Annotated in this window: 19 protein-coding genes; 7 read left to right on the forward strand and 12 right to left on the reverse strand. The window is 66.2% G+C overall.

Annotated features, from left to right (window positions below; all coding sequences use genetic code 11):
* From M4D77_RS03735 to M4D77_RS03750, 4 genes are all read right to left on the reverse strand, one after another.
* Positions 1 to 1,115, reverse strand: a 1,115-nt coding sequence (locus tag M4D77_RS03735; RefSeq protein WP_259935580.1) for a PIN-like domain-containing protein, incomplete at its 3' end; no start/stop codon positions are given.
* A gap of 58 nt (positions 1,116 to 1,173) precedes the next feature.
* Complete coding sequence (locus M4D77_RS03740) at positions 1,174 to 2,205, reverse strand: nucleotidyl transferase AbiEii/AbiGii toxin family protein (protein ID WP_055476913.1); 1,032 nt, start codon at positions 2,203 to 2,205, stop codon at positions 1,174 to 1,176.
* Positions 2,205 to 2,873, reverse strand: coding sequence for a type IV toxin-antitoxin system AbiEi family antitoxin domain-containing protein (locus M4D77_RS03745; protein WP_055476912.1), 669 nt, complete (start codon positions 2,871 to 2,873; stop codon positions 2,205 to 2,207). Before M4D77_RS03745 ends, M4D77_RS03740 begins: the two co-directional genes overlap by 1 nt.
* A 125-nt stretch (positions 2,874 to 2,998) precedes the next feature.
* A complete protein-coding gene (locus M4D77_RS03750; protein WP_259935581.1) occupies positions 2,999 to 4,789 on the reverse strand; it encodes a DNA cytosine methyltransferase in 1,791 nt (596 codons plus the stop codon).
* Between the two features lie 84 nt (positions 4,790 to 4,873).
* Here M4D77_RS03750 and M4D77_RS03755 point away from each other — a divergent pair, with 84 nt between their 5' ends.
* Positions 4,874 to 5,251: a hypothetical protein gene (locus M4D77_RS03755; RefSeq protein ID WP_259935582.1), complete on the forward strand. Its 378-nt coding sequence runs from the start codon at positions 4,874 to 4,876 to the stop codon at positions 5,249 to 5,251.
* A gap of 125 nt (positions 5,252 to 5,376) precedes the next feature.
* Positions 5,377 to 5,613: a helix-turn-helix domain-containing protein gene (locus M4D77_RS03760; RefSeq protein ID WP_035755500.1), complete on the forward strand. Its 237-nt coding sequence runs from the start codon at positions 5,377 to 5,379 to the stop codon at positions 5,611 to 5,613.
* Positions 5,614 to 6,076: 463 nt separating this feature from the next.
* Here the strand turns inward: M4D77_RS03760 and M4D77_RS03765 are convergent, their stop codons facing one another.
* Entirely contained in the window at positions 6,077 to 6,229 is a 153-nt protein-coding gene (locus M4D77_RS03765; protein ID WP_171011586.1) for a hypothetical protein, read from the reverse strand.
* Between the two features lie 502 nt (positions 6,230 to 6,731).
* Here M4D77_RS03765 and M4D77_RS03770 point away from each other — a divergent pair.
* Positions 6,732 to 7,688 (forward strand): M56 family metallopeptidase, encoded by a 957-nt coding sequence (locus tag M4D77_RS03770; RefSeq protein ID WP_035755572.1) that lies wholly within the window; start codon positions 6,732 to 6,734, stop codon positions 7,686 to 7,688.
* 56 nt (positions 7,689 to 7,744) lie between these two features.
* On the opposite strand, the gene M4D77_RS03775 is transcribed toward M4D77_RS03770, so the two are convergent.
* The gene (locus tag M4D77_RS03775; protein ID WP_035755501.1) at positions 7,745 to 8,413 is read right to left on the reverse strand and encodes a DUF305 domain-containing protein; all 669 of its coding nucleotides are present in this window, start codon (positions 8,411 to 8,413) and stop codon (positions 7,745 to 7,747) included.
* A gap of 286 nt (positions 8,414 to 8,699) precedes the next feature.
* Between M4D77_RS03775 and M4D77_RS03780 the strand changes: the two genes are divergently transcribed.
* Positions 8,700 to 9,626 carry a M23 family metallopeptidase gene (locus tag M4D77_RS03780; RefSeq protein WP_035755502.1) on the forward strand — a complete coding sequence of 309 codons (927 nt, stop codon included), beginning with the start codon at positions 8,700 to 8,702 and terminating at the stop codon, positions 9,624 to 9,626.
* Between the two features lie 51 nt (positions 9,627 to 9,677).
* Here the strand turns inward: M4D77_RS03780 and M4D77_RS03785 are convergent, their stop codons facing one another.
* The 5 genes from M4D77_RS03785 to M4D77_RS03805 form a co-directional block, all read right to left on the reverse strand.
* Positions 9,678 to 10,001, reverse strand: coding sequence for a metal-sensitive transcriptional regulator (locus M4D77_RS03785; protein ID WP_035755503.1), 324 nt, complete (start codon positions 9,999 to 10,001; stop codon positions 9,678 to 9,680).
* Positions 10,002 to 10,035: 34 nt separating this feature from the next.
* Positions 10,036 to 12,255, reverse strand: a complete 2,220-nt coding sequence (locus M4D77_RS03790; RefSeq protein WP_035755504.1) for a heavy metal translocating P-type ATPase — start codon at positions 12,253 to 12,255, stop codon at positions 10,036 to 10,038.
* Positions 12,252 to 14,597, reverse strand: a complete 2,346-nt coding sequence (locus M4D77_RS03795) for a cation-translocating P-type ATPase (RefSeq protein ID WP_035755513.1) — start codon at positions 14,595 to 14,597, stop codon at positions 12,252 to 12,254. Before M4D77_RS03795 ends, M4D77_RS03790 begins: the two co-directional genes overlap by 4 nt.
* 47 nt (positions 14,598 to 14,644) lie before the next feature.
* Complete coding sequence (locus tag M4D77_RS03800; RefSeq protein ID WP_035755515.1) at positions 14,645 to 15,613, reverse strand: hypothetical protein; 969 nt, start codon at positions 15,611 to 15,613, stop codon at positions 14,645 to 14,647.
* A gap of 90 nt (positions 15,614 to 15,703) precedes the next feature.
* On the reverse strand, positions 15,704 to 15,910 hold the full coding sequence (locus M4D77_RS03805; protein ID WP_035755517.1) for a heavy-metal-associated domain-containing protein: 207 nt from the start codon (positions 15,908 to 15,910) through the stop codon (positions 15,704 to 15,706).
* 433 nt (positions 15,911 to 16,343) lie between these two features.
* On the opposite strand from M4D77_RS03805, the gene M4D77_RS03810 reads away from it, so the two are divergent.
* Positions 16,344 to 18,326, forward strand: a complete 1,983-nt coding sequence (locus tag M4D77_RS03810; RefSeq protein ID WP_035755519.1) for a cytochrome c oxidase assembly protein — start codon at positions 16,344 to 16,346, stop codon at positions 18,324 to 18,326.
* On the opposite strand, the gene M4D77_RS03815 is transcribed toward M4D77_RS03810, so the two are convergent.
* On the reverse strand, positions 18,264 to 20,513 hold the full coding sequence (locus M4D77_RS03815) for a cation-translocating P-type ATPase (protein WP_035755525.1): 2,250 nt from the start codon (positions 20,511 to 20,513) through the stop codon (positions 18,264 to 18,266). The genes M4D77_RS03810 and M4D77_RS03815 overlap by 63 nt on opposite strands.
* Before the next feature lie 159 nt (positions 20,514 to 20,672).
* Between M4D77_RS03815 and M4D77_RS03820 the strand changes: the two genes are divergently transcribed.
* Together M4D77_RS03820 and M4D77_RS03825 are read left to right on the forward strand one after the other, a co-directional pair.
* Positions 20,673 to 21,044: a BlaI/MecI/CopY family transcriptional regulator gene (locus M4D77_RS03820; RefSeq protein ID WP_005199796.1), complete on the forward strand. Its 372-nt coding sequence runs from the start codon at positions 20,673 to 20,675 to the stop codon at positions 21,042 to 21,044.
* Positions 21,045 to 21,072: 28 nt separating this feature from the next.
* On the forward strand, positions 21,073 to 21,981 hold the full coding sequence (locus tag M4D77_RS03825; protein ID WP_249356257.1) for a M56 family metallopeptidase: 909 nt from the start codon (positions 21,073 to 21,075) through the stop codon (positions 21,979 to 21,981).
* Positions 21,982 to 22,361 lie beyond the last annotated feature (380 nt).

Here is a 22,361-nt window from a genome sequence, read left to right on the forward strand (position 1 = left end):
TTAGATGCCGGATTGCCTGGCCCGTACATAAACTTCTGGAACGACTTAGATGCGGGATTGTCTTCCCCGTACATGAAGTTCCGGAACGCCTCGGAGCGCAGCGTCGTGTCAAACGCCTCGTTGGTGCGAACCCATTCCCTCAGGCGCTCCATAGTCTCTTCGGGCAGAACGATCCTCGAACCAGAATCGGAGACAGAAATGCGTGCATTCTTGACCTCGTCGATCACATCGTTGTCCACATCGGCGTCGAGATAGGTGTTGAGGTCTTCGAGGAAGGTGTCCGAGTTCACGTGGTGGTATCGCTGGCCGGTTTCGTCAGCGAACTCACGCAGAAGGTCAGGTAGAGGCCCGAAGTCCTTGTCGTCAACGATCTGACGCCAGTCTGCCTTCATGTCGTCGCTCACAAACAGCACGTCCTGCTCGACAGCTCGGGCCAGGTCCATCATCTCCATCCAGATGAGTGGGTCACCGATCCCGCCGTCCCGCTTGGACTCATCGACTCCGGTCCCGGGGGGCATGGCAGCGGCGAGCCGAGCACGTGCCTGGTCCTCCCATGCCCGGAGGTCGGTCGATGTCCGCCGACGACCGATCTGACCGGCATCGGTGAACAGCTTCTCGATACGATCCCGGATTGGGTCATCTGTCTGAATTTGTTTGGGGTGGAGGATATTCGACTCACGCTCTGCCCGTATCGCTCCGTCGATGGTAGTCGCGGCTTCCTTGAATGCCGTGTCCGCCGCGTCGAGTAGTCGTTTCTGTACTCCGGTGTCCTTGACTTCCCTGATAGCCGCGCGAAGTTCCTGCAGGAGCTGACTATTGACGCCTTTGCCCTTGACTCCCGAGATGATGTTCGTCGCTCTGGTGTATTGCTTGGCGTGATCGGCTGCGACGGACAGTCGTTGACGGTGGTATTCGAAGCCGGCGCGGTAGGGAAGGAAGAGGCGCGGACGGATATCGTCCCGTTCGAGCTGGACGAGGATCTTCTCGCGGGACTCCTTCGATATCCGGTACAGGCCCAGCAGGACGTTGGCATCCAACGCGATTCTGGCCTTAGTGACGAAATCGCGGCGCTCATCGTCGCCATCGGAGTACCACTCACCGAACACATCACGCATCGCGTCCTCCTGCCTTCGCTGCGCCATTCCCGCTTTGCGGCGGGGCCGCTGGTCAAATCTAAAGCTCGGGTCCGTGGTCGCGGGAGCGTTCTGTGCTACGCGACGATGGCCGCGGGGAGGTCCCCGGTGCCGGTGTGCGCGGTGCCGCCTGTGCAGCACGGGTGTCGGCGAGCAGTTCTCCAATCGAACGTGGCCTGTCCGAAGTCCAGACACCGTCGTCGGGGTTCCACTGGCCGTTCTCTGTCGCGCCCGTCAGGATCGGTTCGATGAGGCTGTTGGCGGCCGTGAGCGCGGCGTCGGCCTGGTGCAGGTGCGCCGGCAAGCCGCTGTGCGCGGCGCGCTCTGGGTAGTCGCGCTCCCAGGTCGGGTTGGGCAGCACCAACGGCGCAGGGATCGTCAGGTCGCGGCGCTGTTCTTGGTGGCAGATCGCAGCATGCAGCTGCTCGGCGTCGAACGACTGGGTGCGGGCGAGGATGACGAGGTCGACCAGATCGTGGGCGCGGGTCGAGGGGCTGTCGCCGTGGGGGCCGTGCAGCTCGTAGAGGGCAGCGACTTTGTCGGCGACTGCCTCGGCGGCGGCCTGCATCCGGATCACGGGCATGGGGTCGAGTTCGTCGAGCGCGAGCACCGGGCGCGGGCTGATCGTCTCGGGCGGTAGCAGCATCTCCCGGTGGGTCGCGAGGTCGAGCGTGGCGTCGGAGAACCGTTGTCCGGCAAGGTTGTAACGGATACGCCCGGCGAACAAGCCCGGGCTACGAGTCGCGGTGATCGTGATGTCGAACTCGCCGAAGTCGCCGGGTCCGGGGTGGGCGGCCTGGCGCAGCGAGTGCTGCATGTGTTCGGCGTCGAGGCGGGTCGCCAGGTCGGCGTCGGCGGTGGGGCGGGCCTGGGTCGGCGCCCGGAATTGCAGGGCGGTGCCGCCGGTGAGGATCCACTGGTCGGCGTCGGGGGAACGGAACAGCCGGGCCAGGAACAACTGGAGGGTCACGGTCTGAGCGAGCTCGTCACGGCTGAATCTGCTCGTCCGAGCCTCGGCGGACAGGCGGGCTTTCAGCCCGGCACGGAAGGCCTCTTCGGACGCATACGCCATCAGCCGACCAGCACCGGTTCGGCCGGCATCTGGGCCTGATCGAGCAACGAGGCGAACAGCTCAGCACCCGAGGCGTACTTCCAGCGCGGCGCGGCCCGATCACATGCCGCGATCAGCTCGTCGGCGTCGACCAGCGATTCGGTCAGGCAGGTGTGCAGCGCGGTCCCGATGTGCCCGCCGTCGCCGTGGGTGAGCAGCAGGTCGACCACGGTGCGCGCGGGTGTGGTCACCGGCAGTCCGTCGACGAGGTCCCAGTCGCGGCCGCGGTCACCGATCGGCCGGCGCCAGGTGCGCACCGACGGGTCGCGGACGTTGATGCGATGCGGGCTGCTCAGCTCGAGCCCGGATGCGGTGATCGTGCCCAGCCGAAGGACCTGGGCGGCGGCGGCGTGGCTCACCACGCTGTCAGGGTGGGTGCGGCGGTCCTCGATGTCAGCGGCGGGGTGCAGCGCCAACCACTGTGCCGCCCAGTCACCGAGCGTGGTCCAGGCCGAGGACTCGGGGACCTCGTAGACACCGTGGTGTACCCGGACGATGGCCTCACGGGAAGCGAGGCGAGCCAGGACATACGGCGCGACGCCGAGGTTGCGGGCCTGGGCGGTGGTGAACAGCCCGAACTGGCGATCCGCCAGGTCGCGGATCGCACCCCACCGGCCAGCGTCAATCATGCAGCAATAATAGCAACGGGCGTGATCGGTGAGGCTTTCCGAGCTGTCCGAGCGCGGCCCGTCCGTGTGGACTGGGCCGGATGCCCCGGCACAGTGGTCACGGTGTGCCGGGGCGGTCGACGTCATCATCCGCTGGTGGGGTGCAGGACTTCGCGTAGGCGGGTGCCGATCCACAGCGGGACGGGTGGGGTGACGGCGTTGCCGTAGCCGTCGATCTGGTCGCGGCCTTTGCCCCAGACGGTGAAGGTGCCTTTGTGGTCGCCGAAGTCGGGGTCGAATCCGCAGCCGCGGCCGACCTCGTGCGGGGTCATCATGCGGAAGAAGCAGTCTTCCAGCGGGATGTCGGCGAGGGCGTCGCGCCAGTGAGTGGCCAGCAGGGCGGTGGTGTCGCGGCTGGTCAGGGTGCCCAGCGGATCGGTGAGCGGGTGCGCGGCGGTTTCGGTGCCGGTGCTGCCGTTCTGTTTGAACCAGCCCGCGAGCAGCGCGGGGTCGCCGGTCGCGGTGAGCAGGCCGGGGGTCTGTTCGGCGGTGACCGTCGGCATGGCCTGGGCGTGGCTGGTCGGGGTGGTGTGTTTGCGGAAGGGCACCACACCGGAGGACACGATGCTCAGGGTTTCCGAACCGCCCTGGGTGGGCAGCGCCTCATCGAGGCCGCGTGGTGCGCCCTGGAAGTTGTTGATGGCCATCGCGACCGGGGGAGTGAGCAGGCCGGTGGCGTTGGTGGCGGTCTGGGTCCACAGCGGCTGCCCCAGGGTTCGGGTCCGGCACTGCGATCCGGGGCGCTCGAAGGTGTTTCCGGCGGCGACCATGATCGCGCCGGTACTGAGCAGCGCGGTCTCTTGCTGCGAGGTTTGCGTCGACATCGGTTGCAGCGGGTGGCGTTCCACGCCGCGTTGGGCCTTGGCCGGCATCAGCACGGCGGGGAACTCGGCGAACTTCTGACGGCACCGCTCCGCGCGGGCCATGGTCGCCGGGGCCAGCGGCTTGGCCCGCTCGCCGATCCGGGTTCCCAGGTGGGTGAGGTCCAAGGCGGTCAGCGACGGTGTGGCGGTGGGGGAGACCTCACCGAAGCAGCGCGGGCAGCGGTAGTTGTACTGCTTGCCGTAGCGCACCGATCCGCTGGCGGGCACGCCGGTCTTCCACGCCCACATCGCCTCGACGGCCTCGTCGCAGGGGCCGCACCACGCCTGGGGGCGGTGGTCGAGGTCGGGGGCGGGCAGTGTGCGGTCCCAGAACACGATGTAGAGCCGGTCCCGGCTCTGTGGGACGCCGAAGAACATCGAGTTGAGGTAGAGCACCTTGTGCTCGTAGCCGAGCTTGGTGATCTCGCGCAGCCACCACCGATACGTCGACCCGTCGCCGACCTTGCGTCGCCCGGGCACCGCTGGACCCCAGGACTGCAACTCGGTGGTGCATTCGACCAGGATCAGCAGCGGGTGGTGCTGATCGGCGTAGTGCAGCACGCAGTTGGCCGTGGCGCGGTCCCGCTCGGACCGGGTGGCGCGTTCCTCGAACTCGGGGTCGTCGAGGTCGAACAACGTCAGACCCTGTTCGTAGGCGCGCTGGGTGTTGGCCTGGGAGTGGTTGGTGCAGGTCACCCCGGCGACCAGCAGATCGGCCGCCGGGAGTTCGCGCACCGAGTGGTAGGTGTCGGAGTCGGTGTTGATCAGATCAGCGATCCAGTGCTCGACGTGCGGGTGGTTGGCCTCGTGCACCTCGACCTTGTAGCGGTTGTGGTTGGCCCCGACGATGGTGTCGAATCCTGCGGCCTCGATGCCCTGGGTGAATCCGCCAAATCCTGAGAACAAGTCCAGCGCGGTCGGGTTGTCGTGGCGGAATCGTCTGCGACGCAGCGCCGGTCGATGTTCCGCTGTCTTCGAGATGATGTGCCCCATGATCGTCGCTTCCTCGCCCATTCCATCCGTGGTGGTTGCCTATAGACTACCATCAACGGTAGCCTATAGGCAACCATTACGGCACGGAGGAAGAAGGAGCAGCACATGGCAACGACCACCGAAAACACCTGCGCGGCAACACCGATGAGCGTTCATGCGCGAGCGATCGCCGCAAGCATCGAGCAGTGGCGCCGAGCCTGCGACCTCGCAGGCAGTGTCGACGCTGAACATGACGCGGCTGCCGCCCTTGTCGGGCTGGTCGAGCAAGCGATGCCCGAGCTGGCGCGCACCGAGGTTGTCGAGCGGTCGTATCTGGTCCGCCGGGTGCAGCGCTACGTCGGCCCGCTGCCCGAGCAGTGGGCAGCGATGGACGATTCCGACCGCGACCAGTACGTCTGTGACCACTGGCTGGCTGTCGAGGAGTTCGACGAGCACATCGACGACGACCAGCTGACCCTGACGATCGTGAAACCCGCGCAGTGAGCAGCTGTCCCGCGCCGACCGGGCGCACCGCCGTCGTAGTGCCGCCCGCGGCGACCTCGCCGGTAGGCTCAGCCACGCCGAGTGCGCCCGCCGACCTGGCGGGCGATAGGGGAGGAGGAGCCGTCATGGCCGTCGACATCGACGAACCTGCGTTGCTACGCGCTCTCGGAGAAGCGATCACGACCCGCCGCGAGGAACTGGGCCTCAGTCAGCGGGCCCTGGGTCTCGAGGCCGGCGTCGAGCGCAACATGCTGCGCGGCGTGGAAGACGGATCGCGGCGAGCAACCATCATCACCCTGGCGCGCATCGCCAAAGCTCTGAAAATGCCGGCCTCGCAGCTACTTCATAAGATCGGGCACTGACCTTCCCTGCATGGGGTGACACGCGGCCTCGGACCCAGGACGGAGGGGAGAGGGACTGCACAGTAGGGGGCCTCACCGCCCTCCCCTCCGATCCTGTGAGAACGGTCTTCGGCTGGGTGTGGCAACTCAGAAGAACGCGTCGCCACATTAGCAAACCGGATCTTTGCTGTAGTCGACAACTGGGCAAGCATGTTCGCGGCGCGCGAGCCAGCTGCGGTCAGACGCAGTCACAAGTAGCCAAAGCTGCTGGCGTGCAACGAACAACATCACCATCGGCGCGCTCTAAGAGCCACCAATGTGATCCGGTTCGCTGTTGCAAATGTACATCAGCCGGGGCGTTCGGCCCCGTGATTCCCGTTCACTATCGTCACTGGTGACGAAAGATAGTGCTATACACCGCAATTCGCCGAAAATGTACCTTACGACGTCGTAGCTGGTGATCCGCTGTGCTGCCGCTCCGCCATCAGAGGTAGCGCGGGGGATCGACTCTTGGGTCGTCGTCGACGGTATCGATCCTCGAGTCGGCAAGGGTGTCGGTGATTGCGGCGGCACTGGCACCGATGGTGGCGAATTGCGGGTCGGCGACGCACCATGCACGATCGGCCAGCCATGTCACCTAGGGCAGGCTCGAATCTTGGCGGCAACGCCAATTGCTGCGGCCGTGTGGTGTATCGATCCTCGATTGTCGCCGAGTTTCGCCAGCTGGCGCGCCATGCCTAGATGAGCGGTGACGTGCCGTCGGCGGTTCGTCGTGCAGAGGCCATGTGCTTCGGCGAAGAAAGTGTGCGCTGAGTGGGGTGTTGGCGCCCGCCGGACCTCTCGCATGGCCTTTCGGTACCGCCGCTGCTCATCATCGACGTGCTCGAAACCTGTGACCACCCGAAACGCTCCCTTGTCGGCGAGGTTCACTATGACCCCTGTCCACATCGACTCTAAATACTATCTCCGTTAGTAGGGAGCGTTCTAGGGGTTGCGGTGCCGAGTTTCTTGGGGCATGCAGGCGTGTGTTCCGGTCATACTTGGGTGCAGTGCCGTGTGGCGAGGGAAGAAGGATTGATGGAGAACGGTCCCAGCGAGTTGAACACCGTCGGCGCCTGGCGCGAGATGGGTTGGCGCTGATGAGCATGGCGGTGGTGCTGGTGGCTGCAGCGGCTCTGCTGGGTTGGTGGTGGCCGCGGTGGATGGTGCGTATCCAGCCACGCATCGATGCTCGGTGGGTGTTGGTGGCGTGGCCGGCCGCCCAGGCGATGTTCACGGCGTTGTGGGTCGCTGCGGTGTCGGTGCTGGTGGTGCCGAACCACTTCGGCGTGCATAAGTTGTCGGCGGTGGCCTCCTGCCTGCGTGTGTTGTCTCATGGCGCGCCGGCCCAGGTGGAGACCGTGGCTGGGGCCGCGGTGCTGGCCAGCACGGTGGCGGCGGCCGTTTGGGTGGTGTCCTTGGTGGCACGTGCTGCGGTCGCAATGGGCCGGGCACGCGAGCACTATCTGCAAGCGTTACGTCTGGTTGGCCAACGTTGTGATCGGTTTCCTGATGTGTGGTGGCTCAGCGATCAGCGGCCGATGGCCTTCTGTTTGCCGGGCCGCAACGCGGGGATCGCTGCGACGACGGGTTTGCAGGACGTTCTGACCGGCGCTGAACTGAATGCTGTGATGGCTCACGAACGCGCACACCGACGCCAGCGGCATCACGCGATCGTGTTGCTCGCTGGGGTTCTGGGCCGAGCGTTGCCGTTCATTCCGCTGTTCGCTCGCGGTGCTGATGAGGTGGCGACACTTGTCGAGCAGGCCGCTGATGCACGGGCGGCCGAACAGGTCGGCACCCGGACAGTGTGCTCGGCGTTGGGAACGCTGGCCCGATCGGCCGGGTCGTCGGATTTTCCGGCGGGGGCGTTGTCGATCAGTGATTCTGCGAGTGTGACGCCGCGTTTGCACCGGCTCTATGACGGTCGGCGATGTGTGTCACGTGGTCACCACGCAATGGCCGCTGCCACGGTTGCAGGGGTTGTTGTCCTACCTACCGTCGTCACCGCCACCGGCGCCGTGTCGGCGCTGGTGGCGGTAGCTTGCCTGCTGTGATGGTGAAAGCGAGCGTGTCATTTGCTCGAGGCCGTCGGGCGGGTGCGGCTGGGCCACTACAGGCCGGCGAGTAGTCGCTGCATCTCGGCGATCTCCGATTCCTGGTCGGAGATGATCTTTCGCGCCAGTGCGATGGCTTCGGGGTTCTTCCCGTCCTGGATCTCGGTCTTGGCCATGGCGACGGCGCCGCGGTGGTGCTCGATCATCTGTGTGAGGTAGAGGCGAGCCGCCGCGGTTCCCTGGGCCTCGCGCAGCTGTTGGAACTGTTGTTCGGTCATCATTCCGGGCATGTCGTGACCGCCCATTGACGGCGACATCGATTCCCCGGCACTCATCTGACTCATGTCGTGGCCCTGCGAGCTCGAGCTCATCGAAGCTCCCCACGTGGTCACCCAGGACTTCATCTGGTCGATCTCGGGCTGCTGGGCGGCTTTGATCTGCTGGGCCAGTCGGACGACCTCGGGATTGATGTCGTTCTTGTCGAGCAGGATGTTGCTCATCGTGATCGCTTGTGAGTGATGGGAAATCATCTCCTGGGCGAAGGTCATGTCGGCCGCGTTGTGCTCGCCCATGTCGGCCACAGAGGATGGTGCCGCTATCGAGGTGGTGGTGACCATTCCCGTCATCGAGGAGTGGTCTTGTCCCTCGGAGTCGGAACAGCCCGCCAACACCAGCAGGCCCGCCGCTGATGCCCCGATGATGATGCGCGCGCGCTTTGTCGACATCTGTCCTCCTTGTTTCAGACGCCCCGCAAGGTGGCGCTTCGATAACAATTCTACTAGCCACGATAGTAGTTCGGTGCGGTTCGGGCCCTTGCCTTTCCCCTACTGACCTGCGGGAAGCATGTCTCGCGACGAAAATCACGGCTGCAGTCGTGGGAACTTGTGTGACTGGTGGGGCTGGTGGTGTGCGTGGTGTGATGCTGGGCGTCGCTCTCTCGGCGTGGACTTTCGGCATCGATTCGATCCGCCCGAGTGGTGGTCGACGTCGACGTCAGAAGGGTTCGACGGTATGCACATGGTGGTGGCTTCGTTCGCGGGCGCAGTGAACGGGCGGTGGATGCTCATGGTGGTCGCGGTGGCGACGGCAGTGGGTGTGGCGTGGGCGCCGGTGCTGCCCGCGGCGGCCGCACCCGATGACCATGTCGCCCGGGAGCTGGTGGTTCTCGTGCAGGACACGGTCAAGGCGGCGCTGGGCGGTGCGGCGGCAGCGAGCTTGGGTGAGCCGATCAAGCATGCGTCGTCGTGTTTACGTGATCATGCGCAGTCCGGGAGCAGCGACAGCGGCAGTGTGGCCGCGTTGGAGTGTTTCGGCGCGTTTGGTTCGACTGTCGATCCGCTCAGTGGCTTTCGCATCATCGATGCGTTGCCGCTGGCTCGTCTGGTGGCAACGTTGGTGGCGGCGTTGGTGCCGCACGATCCCAGCGTCCCGCATGGGCCGCAACCACAACCGGGGGCTCCGGGTGCTGCGGTGCCGGGGAGCGGGGGTGCGGTGGCGCCTACTGCCGGCTCGATCACCTCGACGTTCGGGGATGGGCGCGGCCATCAGGGCATCGACATCGGCAACGATCTGGGTGCTCCGATTGTCGCGGTGGCCGATGGGGAGATCATCACCGCCGGCCCAGCGCAAGGCTTCGGCTTGTGGATGCGGATCCGCCACGATGACGGCACGATCACCACCTACGGCCACAACGATGAGAATCTGCTCGAGCAGGGCACCCGGGTCCGGATGGGACAGATCGTGGCCACGGTGGGCAACCGCGGTGTGTCGACCGGCCCGCACCTGCATTTCGAGGTTCTCGATCCCGCCGGGGTGAATGTCGATCCCGCACAGTGGCTGGCCGAGCGTGGGGTGGTGCTGGCCGTTGATGCCGAGGCCGAACGCCCGGCCCCGGGCGGGCCGGTGGTGCCGCAGTGGGTGCGACAGCCACGGACGTGAGCGGATGCGTCCGCGCCGAGGGTCGGGCGTGATCGGTTGTGCGGGTGGGGATCAGGAACGGACGAGTCGGGCGATGGCGGCGGAGGCTTCGGCGATCTTGTCCTCGGCGGTGGCGCCGCCGGCCTGGGCGGCGTCGAGGACGCAGTGTTTGAGGTGGTCGTCGAGCAGGCCGAGCGCGACACCTTCGAGCGCCTTGGTCAGCGCCGATATCTGGGTGAGGATGTCGATGCAGTATTGCTCTTCATCGACCATGCGGTGGATTCCGCGGGCTTGGCCCTCGATGCGTTTGAGTCGCGCGAGGTAGCGGCTTTTGTCACTGATGTAGCCGTGCGCGGTATGTGCGCACTCGTTCTCCGGTGCGGACGATGTCGTCATCGGACAATCATCTCCTTTTCAAGGGTCTGTTTCCTTACCCAGTGCTGGCTGTGGGGCGGGTGTCGTGCAGCGCGTGGGTGGTGCTGGTCTGCGGGCGTAGGTCCAGGCGGCGCAGGAGCTGGGCGTTGAGAGCCACGACCACCGTGGACGCCGACATCAGGATGGCACCGACCGACATGGGCAGCACGAATCCGATCGGGGCGAGGATCCCGGCAGCCAGTGGCACCGAGATCAGGTTGTATCCCGCTGCCCACCACAGGTTTTGCTTCATCTTGCGGTAGCTGGCCTTGGACAGTTCGATCACCGAGAGCACCGAACGCGGGTCATCGCTGGCGAGGATGACTCCGGCCGAGGCGATCGCGACGTCGGTGCCCGCGCCGATGGCGATGCCGACGTCGGCTTGAGCGAGTGCGGGGGCATCGTTGACGCCGTCGCCGACCATGGCGACTTTGCGGCCCTCGCGCTGCAACTCGGCGACCTTGTCGGCTTTGTCCTCAGGGCGCACCCCGGCAAAGACCCGGTCGATACCGAGCTCTGCGGCGACGCTGTGCGCGACCGCTTCGGCATCACCGGTGATCATCACTACCGCCACGCCCACTTGGTGCAGGGCGTCGACGGCTTGGCGGGACTCCGCACGTACTTCGTCGGCGAGTTTGATCGCGCCGACGACCTCGTCGTCACGCACGACGTGCAAGATGATGGCCCCGTCGGCGCGCCACTGCTCGGCGATGGCGAGTTCGTGCCGGCGGTGCTCCTCGAGCATGCGCGGCCCGCCGACCCGCACGACCGTCCCTTCGACATGGGCGCTGACCCCGACCGCGGGTGAGGAGGTGAACTCGGTGGCCGAGGGGATCTGCAGGGCCCGGTCTCGGGCGGCGGCGACAATCGCCCGGGCCAGGGGGTGTTCGCTGTCCGCTTCGGCGGCGGCAGCGGCGGCCAGCACGTCCTCGGCGTCGCTACCAGGGGCGGGCTCGACGGCGATCACAGTCGGTTCCCCCTTGGTGAGGGTTCCGGTCTTGTCGAACAGCACTGCGTCCACGGTGCGCATAGCTTCCAGGGCGAGGCGGTCTTTGATCAGCACTCCCCCGCGGGCAGCGCGTTCGGTGGCGATGGCGACCACCAGCGGTATGGCCAGCCCGAGTGCGTGCGGGCAGGCGATGACCAGCACGGTGATCGTGCGGATGACCGCGTCATCGGGTTGACCGATCACCGTCCACACGATCGCGGTGATGACCGCAGCGGTCAGTGCGAACCAAAACAGCAGCGCGGCCGCGGAATCGGCGAGGCGTTGCGCACGTGACGACGAATTCTGGGCGTCGGTGACCAGCCGCTGGATACCGGCCAACGCAGTGTTCTCACCGGTCGCGGTGACTTGCACGCGTAGACCGGAATCGGTGGCCACCGTTCCGGCGACGACCGGATCACCTACGCCACGGCGGACGGTGCGCGATTCACCGGTCACCATCGATTCGTCGACCTCGGCGGTTCCGTCGATGACGCGGCCGTCGGCGGGAACGCTGGCACCAGGGCGCACGATCACCACATCCCCGACCTGCAACTGCGCCGGGGCCACAATGCTGATCTGTTCACCGTCGACGCGTTCGGCCTCATCGGGCAGCAGTGCCGCCAACGAGTCCAGCGCCGAGGTCGTCTGGGCCAGCGACCGCATCTCGATCCAGTGCCCGAGCAGCATGATGACGATCAGCAGGGCCAGTTCCCACCAGAAGTCCAGTTCATGGTGCACAACCTCGAGACTGGCTCCCCACGAGGCGACGAAGGCCACCGTGATCGCCAGAGCGATCAGCAACATCATGCCCGGTGTGCGCGAGCGTAATTCACTTACGGCCCCCGACAGGAACGGACGCCCGCCCCAGGCGAACATCACCGTGCCCAGTACCGGGGAAATCCATTGGACCACTCCGGTATCGGGCAGCTGATAGCCGATGAGCATGGCAAACATCGGTGAGAACGCGACGACCGGCACTGCGAGGACGAGCATGATCCAGAACAACTGCCGGAACTGGCCCACATGGTCACCATGCCCGCCGTGCCCGTGACCGCCGTGACCGGCATGACCACTGTGACTGTCGTGACCGGCGTGGTCGTCGGAACCGTGATGGCGTTGTCCGGCAGAGGAATCGGGGTGGTGATGTCCGGTGTGATCGAGCACCGCCTCGTGGTGCTCAACCTGGCCGTGGTGGTGCTGATCGGCGGCCGTGTGACCGGCGTGTTCAGCAGAGGTGTGCTCGTTCATGACGCCACCTTATACCCCTGGGGGGTATGTGTCGAGGGTGTGTGGGAGGTGCGGTTGTCGTCACCGGGTGTGGTGCGTGAGGTGAAGGCACGAAGCCGCAGGCTGTTGCTGACGACGAACACGCTGGAGAAGGCCATCGCGGCGCCGGCGAGCATGGGGTTGAGCAACCCGAGTGCGGCGAGGGGGATGGCGGCGACGTTGTAGGCGAAGGCCCAGAACAGGTTGGTCTTGATCGTCGCCAGCGTCTTGCGGGCCAGGGCGATCGCGTCCGCGGCGGCGTTGAGGTCGCCACGGACCAGGGTGATGTCGGCGGCTTGCATGGCCACGTCGGTGCCGGTGCCCATGGCCAGGCCGAGGTCGGCCGAGGCCAGCGCTGCGGCGTCGTTGACCCCGTCGCCGACCATGGCCACGACTTTGCCGTCGTTCTGCAGTGCGGTGACGGCCTGGACTTTGTCGGCGGGCAGGACTTCGGCGATCACGGTGGAGATGCCGACCTCGCGTGCGACGTGTTCGGCGGCCTTCTGGTTGTCACCGGTGAGTAGGACCGGAGTCAACCCCATGGCCTGCAGTCGGGCGACGGCTGCGGCGCTGGTGGGTTTGATGGCGTCGGCGACGACCAGCACCGCACGGATCTGTCCGTCCCAGGCCACCATCACTGCGGTTTGTCCTGCGGCTTGCGCGGATTCGCGGGCAGTTGTCAGATCGGGATCGTCCAGCGACAGTCCCCAGTCGGCGAGCAGGCTGTCGCGTCCGACGAGGACTGCATGGCCCTCGACGGTGCCCTGCACTCCCATACCTTCGATGTTGGTGAATTCCTCGACCTCGGCCAGGGCGCCGAGCTCGGTGCGTGCCGCGTCGGCGATGGCGGTGGCGATGGGATGCTCGGAGGCGTCTTCGAGCGCACCGGCGAGGGCGAGTACTTCGCGGTCGGACGTGTTGGCATCGGTGTGCACGTGCAGCAACGTCATCTGACCGGTCGTGACGGTGCCGGTCTTGTCCAGGACCACGGTGTCGATCGTGCGGGTGGTCTCCAAGACTTCCGGTCCCTTGATGAGGATGCCGAGCTGGGCTCCCCGTCCGGTACCGACCAGCAGGGCGGTCGGAGTGGCCAATCCCAGCGCGCAGGGGCAGGCGATGATCAGCACGGCCACCGCAGCAGTGAACGCTGCCTCGATGGGATAACCCGCCCCGATCCAGGCGCCCAGGACCGCGACAGCGATGGCGATGACCACGGGCACGAAGATGCTCGAGATGCGGTCGGCCAGCCGCTGGGCATGGGCCTTGCCGGACTGGGCGTGTTCGACCATGGTGGCCATCTGGGCTAGCTGGGTATCGGCACCGATGCGGGTGGCGCGTATGCGCAGCCGCCCGCCGGCGTTGACCGTTGCCCCGGTGACGGTATCGCCCGGACCGACTTCGACCGGCAGCGATTCGCCGGTGAGCATGCTGGCGTCGATCGCCGAGGTGCCCGACACGATCTCACCGTCGGTGGCGATCTTTTCTCCCGGCCGCACGATGAACTCCTCGCCGACCGACAACTCGTTGATCGGGATCCGTTGTTCGTGGCCGTCTTTGATGACGGCGACCTCTTTGGCGCCGAGTTCCAGCAGCGCCCGCAGCGCTGCACCGGCCTGCCGTTTGGAGCGTTTCTCGAAGTAGCGGCCCGCGAGTACGAACATGGTGACCCCGGCGGCCACCTCAAGGTAGATGTTGCCCGCTCCGTCGGAGGGCGCCACGGTAAAACTGAAGCCATGGGTCATCCCGGGTGTGCCGGCGGTACCGAAGAACAGGGCGTACAACGACCACAGCAACGCCGCACCGGTACCCACTGAGATCAGGGTGTCCATGGTGGCGGTGCCGTGACGCAGGTTCACCCAGGCCGCGCGGTGAAACGGCCACGCCGCCCACACGATGACCGGGGCGGCCAGGGTCAACGAGGCCCACTGCCAATAGGTGAACTGCAGCGCCGGGATCATCGCCATCGCGATGACCGGTACCGACAGCACCACCGCGCCGATCAGACGAGTGCGTAATGCCTGCAGCTCGGGGTCGCTGGCGGCCTCATCGGTCGCCGCTGCGCTCGCATCGTGATCGGTCTGCGCCGACGGCGGAAGCGTGGCCTGGTAGCCGGCGTTCTCGATCTCGGTGATCAGCAGCTGCGGATCCAGATCACCCGAGGTGGTGATACGCGCCTTCTCGGTGGCGTAATTGACTGTGGCACTGACACCGTCGAGCTTGTTGAGTTTGCGCTCGATACGCATCGCGCACGACGCGCACGTCATTCCGCTGACGGCGAGTTCGATGTCTGACCCGGCCGAGCGGGACGGGGAGGTGGTGGTCATGAGGACTCCAAGACGTGGGTTGAGCCGGCGGGATGGATGACGGGCGGTCAGTGCCCGGCGTGCTCAGGCGGGACCGACGCAGACGACGCCGGAGACGACGAGGATGTCGCGCTTGCTCGAACACGCTCTGCAGCGGTGTCGACGACGAATGTCGCGGTGTGTACCTGTCCGTCGACCTGGAAGTCGAGATAGAGCAGGTAGCGGCCCGGTGTCGGTGCGTTCGTCGCGAACCTCACCTGCGGCCCGGACAACTGCCCTGGCGTGGGTGTCGAGCCTTCGGGATGCACGTGCAGGTAGGCCAGGTCGCCATCGCGCAACGCCACCAGATGCCCGAAGGCACCCAGATACGGCTGCAAGGTGGTGACCGGCTGACCGTTGCGACTCACGGTCGCAGTCAGCTCTGAGTCGGTGCCGGCGTGCAGCTCACCGGTCAGCTCGACCTGGAACCCGGCCACCTCCGACCGCCGCGACTCACCGGCTGGTGGGCGGGGTTGATAGTCGCCACCCACCTCGAGAGTGCGTGTCAGCGTCAGGGTTTCACCGGTCGCTGCCGGAACGAAATCGGCATACACCCGGTAGGTGCCGGCCGTCTGCCACTGCCATGGAATCGACCACCGCCCAGCAGCATCCACCGTGGGGTGCACGTGGCGGAATGCGGTGCCGTCAGACCGGACCACGATCAGGTGCAGTTGTTTGTCGTGTTCCACCGTGTAGTCGGTGACCGCCGAACCGGCGGGGTCGGTGATCGAAAACGTCAACACGCCCGCCTGGCCGGTCTGCGCGGGCGCTGCGAGTCCGGAGAGCAGATAACCCCCCGACCCGACGGTGACCCCGCGCACACCCGGCGTCGCGGCGGCAGACGAGGCCGGTGCGCTCTGGTGTCCGGCGTGCGCCGGTGAGTCCGACCCAGTAGCGCCTGACCGGTCCGGGGCCACCGCGGCTGCCACGGTGTAGGCGGCCACGAAGACCACCGCCAGCGCACCAGCGAAAAGGCCCAGCTTAGAAGGGACGTTCATTGTCATGTTCCTGTCTGTCAGGAGATCGCCCAGCGACGCTGCGCTGCCGAGGAGAGCCGGGCCACCACCGGGGCGGCCCGGCCCGCGACCTCACTCAGCGAGTTGATAACCGGCTTCTTGCACCGCGCTGCGGATAGCGTCACGCTCCAGCGGAGCGGAGCTGTCGATGGTGACCTGGCCGCTGGCCACGTCCACGGCGACATTGGTTACACCGTCGAGGGTGCTGATCTCTTCGCGTACCGACGAGGCGCAATGTCCGCAGGTCATCCCGGTGACAGTGACGGTAGACGTACTCATAGCGATGCTGCCCTTCCCTTCTGGCGATACCCCGGACGGCCGTATCCCGACCCCACCCGCGGCAGTGACAACTGAGCCACTCCCACCTTGGTACCATACCCCCTAGGGTAATCAACGTCCGACGCTGGTCCGACACTGATCTCGAAGGCGGACCAGCGTCGCGGCGCACCCGGGGGAGCGGACAGACCGGGGATGAGGAGTGGGCGCCCGAACCGATCCTGCGAAAAATTAGGTAGGGGCCCGCGCGGACGCGGCCCCGCAGCGAACCGAGGCGGTGGCAAGCAAGCCGAGAATCAGCCGCGACTACCAGTTCTTCAGTCCGTGCGCCGTAATTACTATGCGCAGTAGTAGCATGTAGGTGGTGGGTGATATGAAGCCGTCGACGGAGGCGACCGCACCGTCAACTCCGCACGGCGTAGCCGTACCCCGGTTGATGGCTGCACTGCTGGTCGGTGGGCTAATTGTGGCGCTGGTGATCTACGCCTGGATCTCCGGCGCCAGTCGCTACGTCGAAAGCGCAGATCCATATCCTGGGGCGGGCACAGCTGTCGCCGATGTGGTCGGCAACTTCGCTGGCTTTGCGTTGGCTGCGGTGATGCTCGGGGGACTGGTCTCGATGGTGCTCACGGCCGTGCCTGACTCGCAAGGCTTCATCGACGCTGCGGTCTATCCAGTGTTTCGCCGCGTCCGCCGCGCCGCGGGGTGCTCTGTGGTCGTTGCGCTATTCATGGCTTTCACCGCGGCCGCAGACACCACCGGCGTGTCTGTGGGCACGATGGTCTCGAGCGGCAAGGTCGGTTACGCGTTCAGTGTGAGTTTGCCGGCGCTGGCGTGGCTGGTCGTGGCGGCAGCGGGTGTCGTGGTGCTGATCGGTTCGGTGTCACTGCGGTGGTCGATGCAGGTGGCGCTGGTGGTTCCCGCAGCGATTTGTGTGCTCGCGCTGCCCGTGGTCGGCAATGCCGCGCAGGGCCCTGACCACGACTACACGACCGGCGCGGTGATCGTCTTCGCAGTGAGCTTGGCGTTGTCGGTGGGGCTGCGGTGGGCTGATCGGTTCCGGGTTCGTGGTCTGGGGTCGGCGACCATCGACGAGGCGGCCGACCGGCGTGTTGGTGGCATTGTCCTGGGCGCCGATGTGATGGCACTGGCGGGCGCGGTGGCTGTGACGCTGCTGCTGCGGACTCCCGATGTGTGGTCGTCGGCGTTCGGTCGCGCCGCGGGGTTGTTGGTGGCTGTACTGACCGTGTTAATGATTGCCGACCTCGTGCGTTTGCGCCGGGGTGTGGTGACGCCGGCAACTGCTTCTGCCTTCGCCACGGGGACCGCACTGGTGGCCGTGGCGTGCTGGGCGGTGATGGACACCAGGGTCGCACCCGGGTTGATTGCCCACCCTTTTACGGGCTGGGATGTGTACCTGGGGTATTCCCTTCCTGGCCCGCCCGATGTCGGATCGCTGGTCTCGCTGTGGCGTGTTGATCTCGTGGTGGGTGTGGCGGCGGTGGTGGGTGTCGTGGGCTATGTCGTTGCCGCCCGGCGGGAGCGGGCAAGTGGACACCGGTGGCCGATCCGGCGAACGGTGTCGTGGGTCGCGGGGTGCGCTGTGGTGGTGGTGTCCACCAGCTCTGGGCTGAAGGCCTACGGCAACGCGTTGTTCAGTGTGCACATGGCCGAACACACGGGTTTGACCATGATCGCACCCATCCTGTTGGTGGGTGGTGCGCCGATCACCTTGCTGTTGAGGGTGCTGCCGACGATCGGAACCACCGGTGGCGCGGCGTGCCGGCGGGCGCTGCTGATCGTGCTCGGCTCGCGGGGCCTGCAGCTGCTGCTCAATCCGATTGCCGCGTTCGCGTTGTTTGTGGGCTCGTCGTATCTGGTGTACTTCACTCCGGTGTTCGACGTCCTCGTGCGCTACCACTGGGGGCACGTCGTGATGAGCGTGCTGTTCCTGGCCATCGGCTACCTGTTCTTCTGGGTGACTGTGGGGATTGATCCTGGACCCAGACAGTTACCGTTTCTGGCGCGGCTTGGTCTGCTGTTCGCCGTCATGCCTTTTCATGCCTTCTTTGGTATCGCGCTGATGACCTCCACCACGGTGATCGGTGAGTCTTTCTACAGCCAGTTGCAGCTACCGTGGAATCCCGATCTGGCTCGCACGCAATGGGTGGGTGGTGTGGTGGCTGCGGTGATCAGCGAGATTCCGATGGTGCTGGTGTGCTTGGTGCTGTTGGCGCAGTGGGTGCGTGCCGAACGTCGACCCGATCGGTCCGAGTCCACGGCCATTGATGCCGGCACCTCCCACACCGTCGCTGCGATGGTCTCGCAGTTGGCCCAGCCCCAGCCTCTGTCACCTTCAGCGGTCTATACGCGCGAAGTTCTGCAAACGCAGGCTGTTGGAGACGACGAAAAACGATGACAAAGCCATTGCGGCCCCGGCGATCAGAGGATTGAGCAATCCAGCGGCAGCCAGCGGCAGCGCGGCGAGGTTGTAGCCGAACGCCCATGCCAGATTGGTGCGCATCGTGCGTCGCGTGGCCGAGGCGAGTTGCAGCGCCAGAGCGACGGTGGTGAGGTCATCGCGCACTAACACGATGTCGGCGGCGCCGATAGCAACATCGGTACCGCGTCCGATCGCAATGCCCAGATCAGCCGATGCGAGTGCGGGCCCGTCGTTGATGCCGTCGCCGACCATCGCCACACCGGCGCCACTACTGCGCACGTTGTCGATGATGGCCACTTTCTCGGCCGGGAGCACCCCGGCGATCACGTCGTCGATGCCGACCTGCTCCGCGGTGCGCTGCGCTGCGCCGGCGTTATCGCCGGTGACCAGGAACGTGCGAATTCCCATGCGGTGCAACTCATCGACCGCCTGGCGGGCAGAGGGTTTGATGCCATCACGAATGTCGATCAGGCCCCGGACTGCATCATCGGCTGCGACATAGACCGCGGTGCCCCCAGAGCGCTCGATGTCAGTGCGCCGCGCGTCGATCGCGGCGGGCACCGCGGCGCTACGGGCGATCCATGCCGGGGAACCCACCTGCACCTTCACTCCGTCGATTACCCCTCGCACGCCGCTACCGACGTCGGTGACCACCTCGTCGACCGGTGCGGCAAGCGACTGCGGACCGGCCGCGGCAGCGATAGCGGTGGCGATGGGGTGGCTGGTGTGCTGCTCGAGTGTCGCCGCCCAGCCCAGGATCAGCTCGGCACTGTCGTCGTCGACGGTGTATACGCCGGTGACGTGTGGCTGCCCGTTGGTGAGGGTGCCGGTCTTGTCGAAGACCACCACATCGATCGTCCCGGACAGTTCCAATGCGGCGTGTCCTTTGAGGAAGATGCCCAGTTGGGCGCCTCGCCCGGTAGCGATCACCAGCGCCATGGGCATGGCCAGGCCCAGCGCGCATGGGCAGGCGATGACCAGCACGGCCACCGCGGCCCTCACCGCGTGCTCCCATGACGCCCCGGTGAGCGACCAGCCCACGACAGTGGCTGCGGCTAGGGCGATGACACACGGAACGAAGATCGCGGCGATACGGTCGGCGACGCGTTGAGCGCGAGCCTTGGCTGTCTGCGCGCTGTCGACCAGCGCGATCATCTCGGCCAGGCGGGTGTCGTCACCGACTGCGGTGACTTCGACGCGTAGTCGCCCGTCGAGGCACGTCGTGCCCCCGACGGCGGTGGAGCCTTGCTCGGCTGACACCTGAACCGGCGTCGTCTCACCGGTCATGGCGCTGAGGTCCACACTGGCGGCGCCCTCGATCACCTGCCCATCTGATGGAATGGTCTCTCCCGGCAGCACGATGAGTCGTTGCCCCACTTTGAGTTCCGCGAGGGGTATGAGCATGGTCGTGTCCCCTGCGCACTCGACTCGGGCGTCGGTGGCACGCAGAGCGGCCAGCGCCGTCAGTGCTTGAACAGCTTGTGCCCGGGCACGCGCCTCGTAGTAGCGTCCTGCCAGCACGAAGACGGTGACACCGGCTGCAACTTCGAGATAGATGGAGTCGCTGGAAAAGATTGCCGACCACACCCCCTGGCCTGCGGTCGAGGTCGCTTCGGCCGAGAACATCGAGTACACCGACAGTGCGGTCGCGGCCAGCACTCCCAGCGAGACGAGGGTGTCCATCGTGGCCACGCCGGTCCGCAACGTGCGCACCGCGGTGCGGTAGAAGGGCCACGCGCAGTAGGTCACCACCGGCGCGGCAAGCGCCACCAACACTGCTTGCCAGCCGGGAAAGCGAAGGTCGGGGACGACAGCAAGCACCACGGAGAGGTTGGCCAGGGGCACGAACAGGGCTAGCGCGACGATCAGCCGGGTGAACAGTGCCTTCGCAGTCGCTGAATCTTCGTTGACGGCAGGGGCCTGCTCGGACAGTTCCGCAGCCGCATACCCTGCTGTGTGCACGGCGTCGATAGCATCGGCGACGTGTGCGTGGGTATCGAGTTCCACGGTGGCTCGCCGTGTGGCGTAGTTGACCGAGGCGCGCACGCCGTCGAGCTTGTTGAGTTTGCGTTCCACCCGAGCTGCGCACGCACCGCAGGTCATCCCGCCCACATCGAGTTGGATGCGGCGTGTTGGGTGCGTGTGGTCAACGAGGTCGGTCACGGGTGGGCGCTTTCAGTAGGCGGTGAGGGTCCGGCACCGCAAGATGCGAGGGCCCCCGTGGGGCAGTGGCAGCAGGGCTGAGGCAACCAGGCTTCGGCTACTAAGCAGGGTAGTTTGTTCTAGACTGGCAGCAAATACGAGGCGATCAGGCAGGCGACGGTGACTCAGTTGGGTTCGTTGGAACGCGCGGTGATGGATGTGCTGTGGGGCGCTTCGGCGGCGATGAGTGTGCACGACATCGTCGATGCGCTGGCCGACCGCGACTTGGCGTACACGACGGTGTTGACCGTGGTCACCAATCTGCACAAGAAGGGCTTCGCGGGTCGCGAGAAGATCAGCCGCGCCTATCGGTACTTCCCGTTGCAGTCGCGGGAGGAGGCGACGTCGCAGACACTGCGGCAGGTGCTCGATGCCAGCGGCGATTCGACGGCGGTGCTGATGCACTTCGCCCGGATGGTTACTCCCGAGGAGCGCGCGGTCCTCAGCGAGCACCTGTCCCGGACGCGGACGGATCGTCCGAGGAAGCGCTGAGAGTGTGAGCGTCGCATTGGCCCACCTGGTGGGCGCGGCCGTGCTGGGCGTGTTGGGTCCCTACGTTCTCGACCGATTGCCCCAGCGATGGTCACCGCGGGTACTGATCACCGCCTGGGTCAGCAGTATCGCCACGGCGGTGGGATTGTTGATTCTGTCGGCGCTGTCGGCGTTGTGGCCGGATCCGCCGCCGGCCGAACGCTTCGTTGACACCTTGGCTCGGTGCGCGGGAGCTGTCCTGCACGCGGTGCGCGACGATTTCAGCCAGGTGTATGGCATTGCCGTGGCCGTGGTGGTGATCGCCGCGGTCGCTCGCACCGCGATGTCGTGCGCTCGTCACACCCGCGATGTGCATCGCGTGCACCGTCTTCATCGCGATGTCGTTGCTGTGGTGGGCAGTACCGAACCCGACACCCCCGACGTGCTCTGGATCGATCATCCCCACCCCATGGCGTACTGCGTCGGCGGGCGCAGTGGTTTCGTTGTGGCAACAAGTGCGCTGCGCACAGACGTGCCCGCCGAGGCGCGGGCCGCAGTACTGGCGCACGAGTTCGCCCATCTGAGGTCGCGGCATGACCGCGTTCTGGCGGTCTGCGATGTGATGGCACGTGCTCTGCCCTTTGTGCCGCTGTTTCGCCGGGCGCCGACGGCAGTCGCGGCCTTGATCGAAGCAGATGCCGACATGTCGGCTGCTCGGGTGACCAGCACGGCTGCCGTGCGCAGCGCACTCGCGCATGTGACCGGCCAGGGTGTAGGCCCCGGGACCCCCATGCCGCACTCGACGCGCTACCGATTGCTAATGCTCGAGAACGGCGCGATCGAGCCGACGAAGTCGACCTACGCTGCGGCGAGCGTGTTGCCCCTCCTGGGTGCTGCGTTGTGTACGGCTGCGGCACTTCCGGTGTTGTCGGTTCTCGTGCATGGGCTTACCGCATAAGTCCCGGTCACGCCCAGTTCGCTCCTCAGTGGCTGCGGCTCGACGCCCGTGGGTGTCGCGCCTGGCTGCGCCACCGGTAGCGGAGGCTGTTCACCGGGTGCTCGTCTCAGCGTGTCGATCGCAGCTGCCTGCGCGGGCGGCACACCCAGTCAGTCGCGCTATCGCGACACCCTGCGTGTTCGGTACCAAATACATGGTGTGCGGTGCTGAGCAGCGCCAACCGATGCTCGACCGGGACCGCTAACCCTTGCTCCACCAGCCGATTCGCTCTCGGTCAGGCCCGGTGATCTTGGGAAAGGCCCGGTGGCTCGTGGTCTCGCCTGACGCGGCGTAGCGACGGGTCTCTCCGCGGCCGCGGGGGTCGGTGGTGAGGTGCTTCG

It is taken from the genome of Gordonia sp. p3-SID1431 (assembly GCF_025143765.1).
GTDB lineage: Bacteria > Actinomycetota > Actinomycetes > Mycobacteriales > Mycobacteriaceae > Gordonia > Gordonia hongkongensis.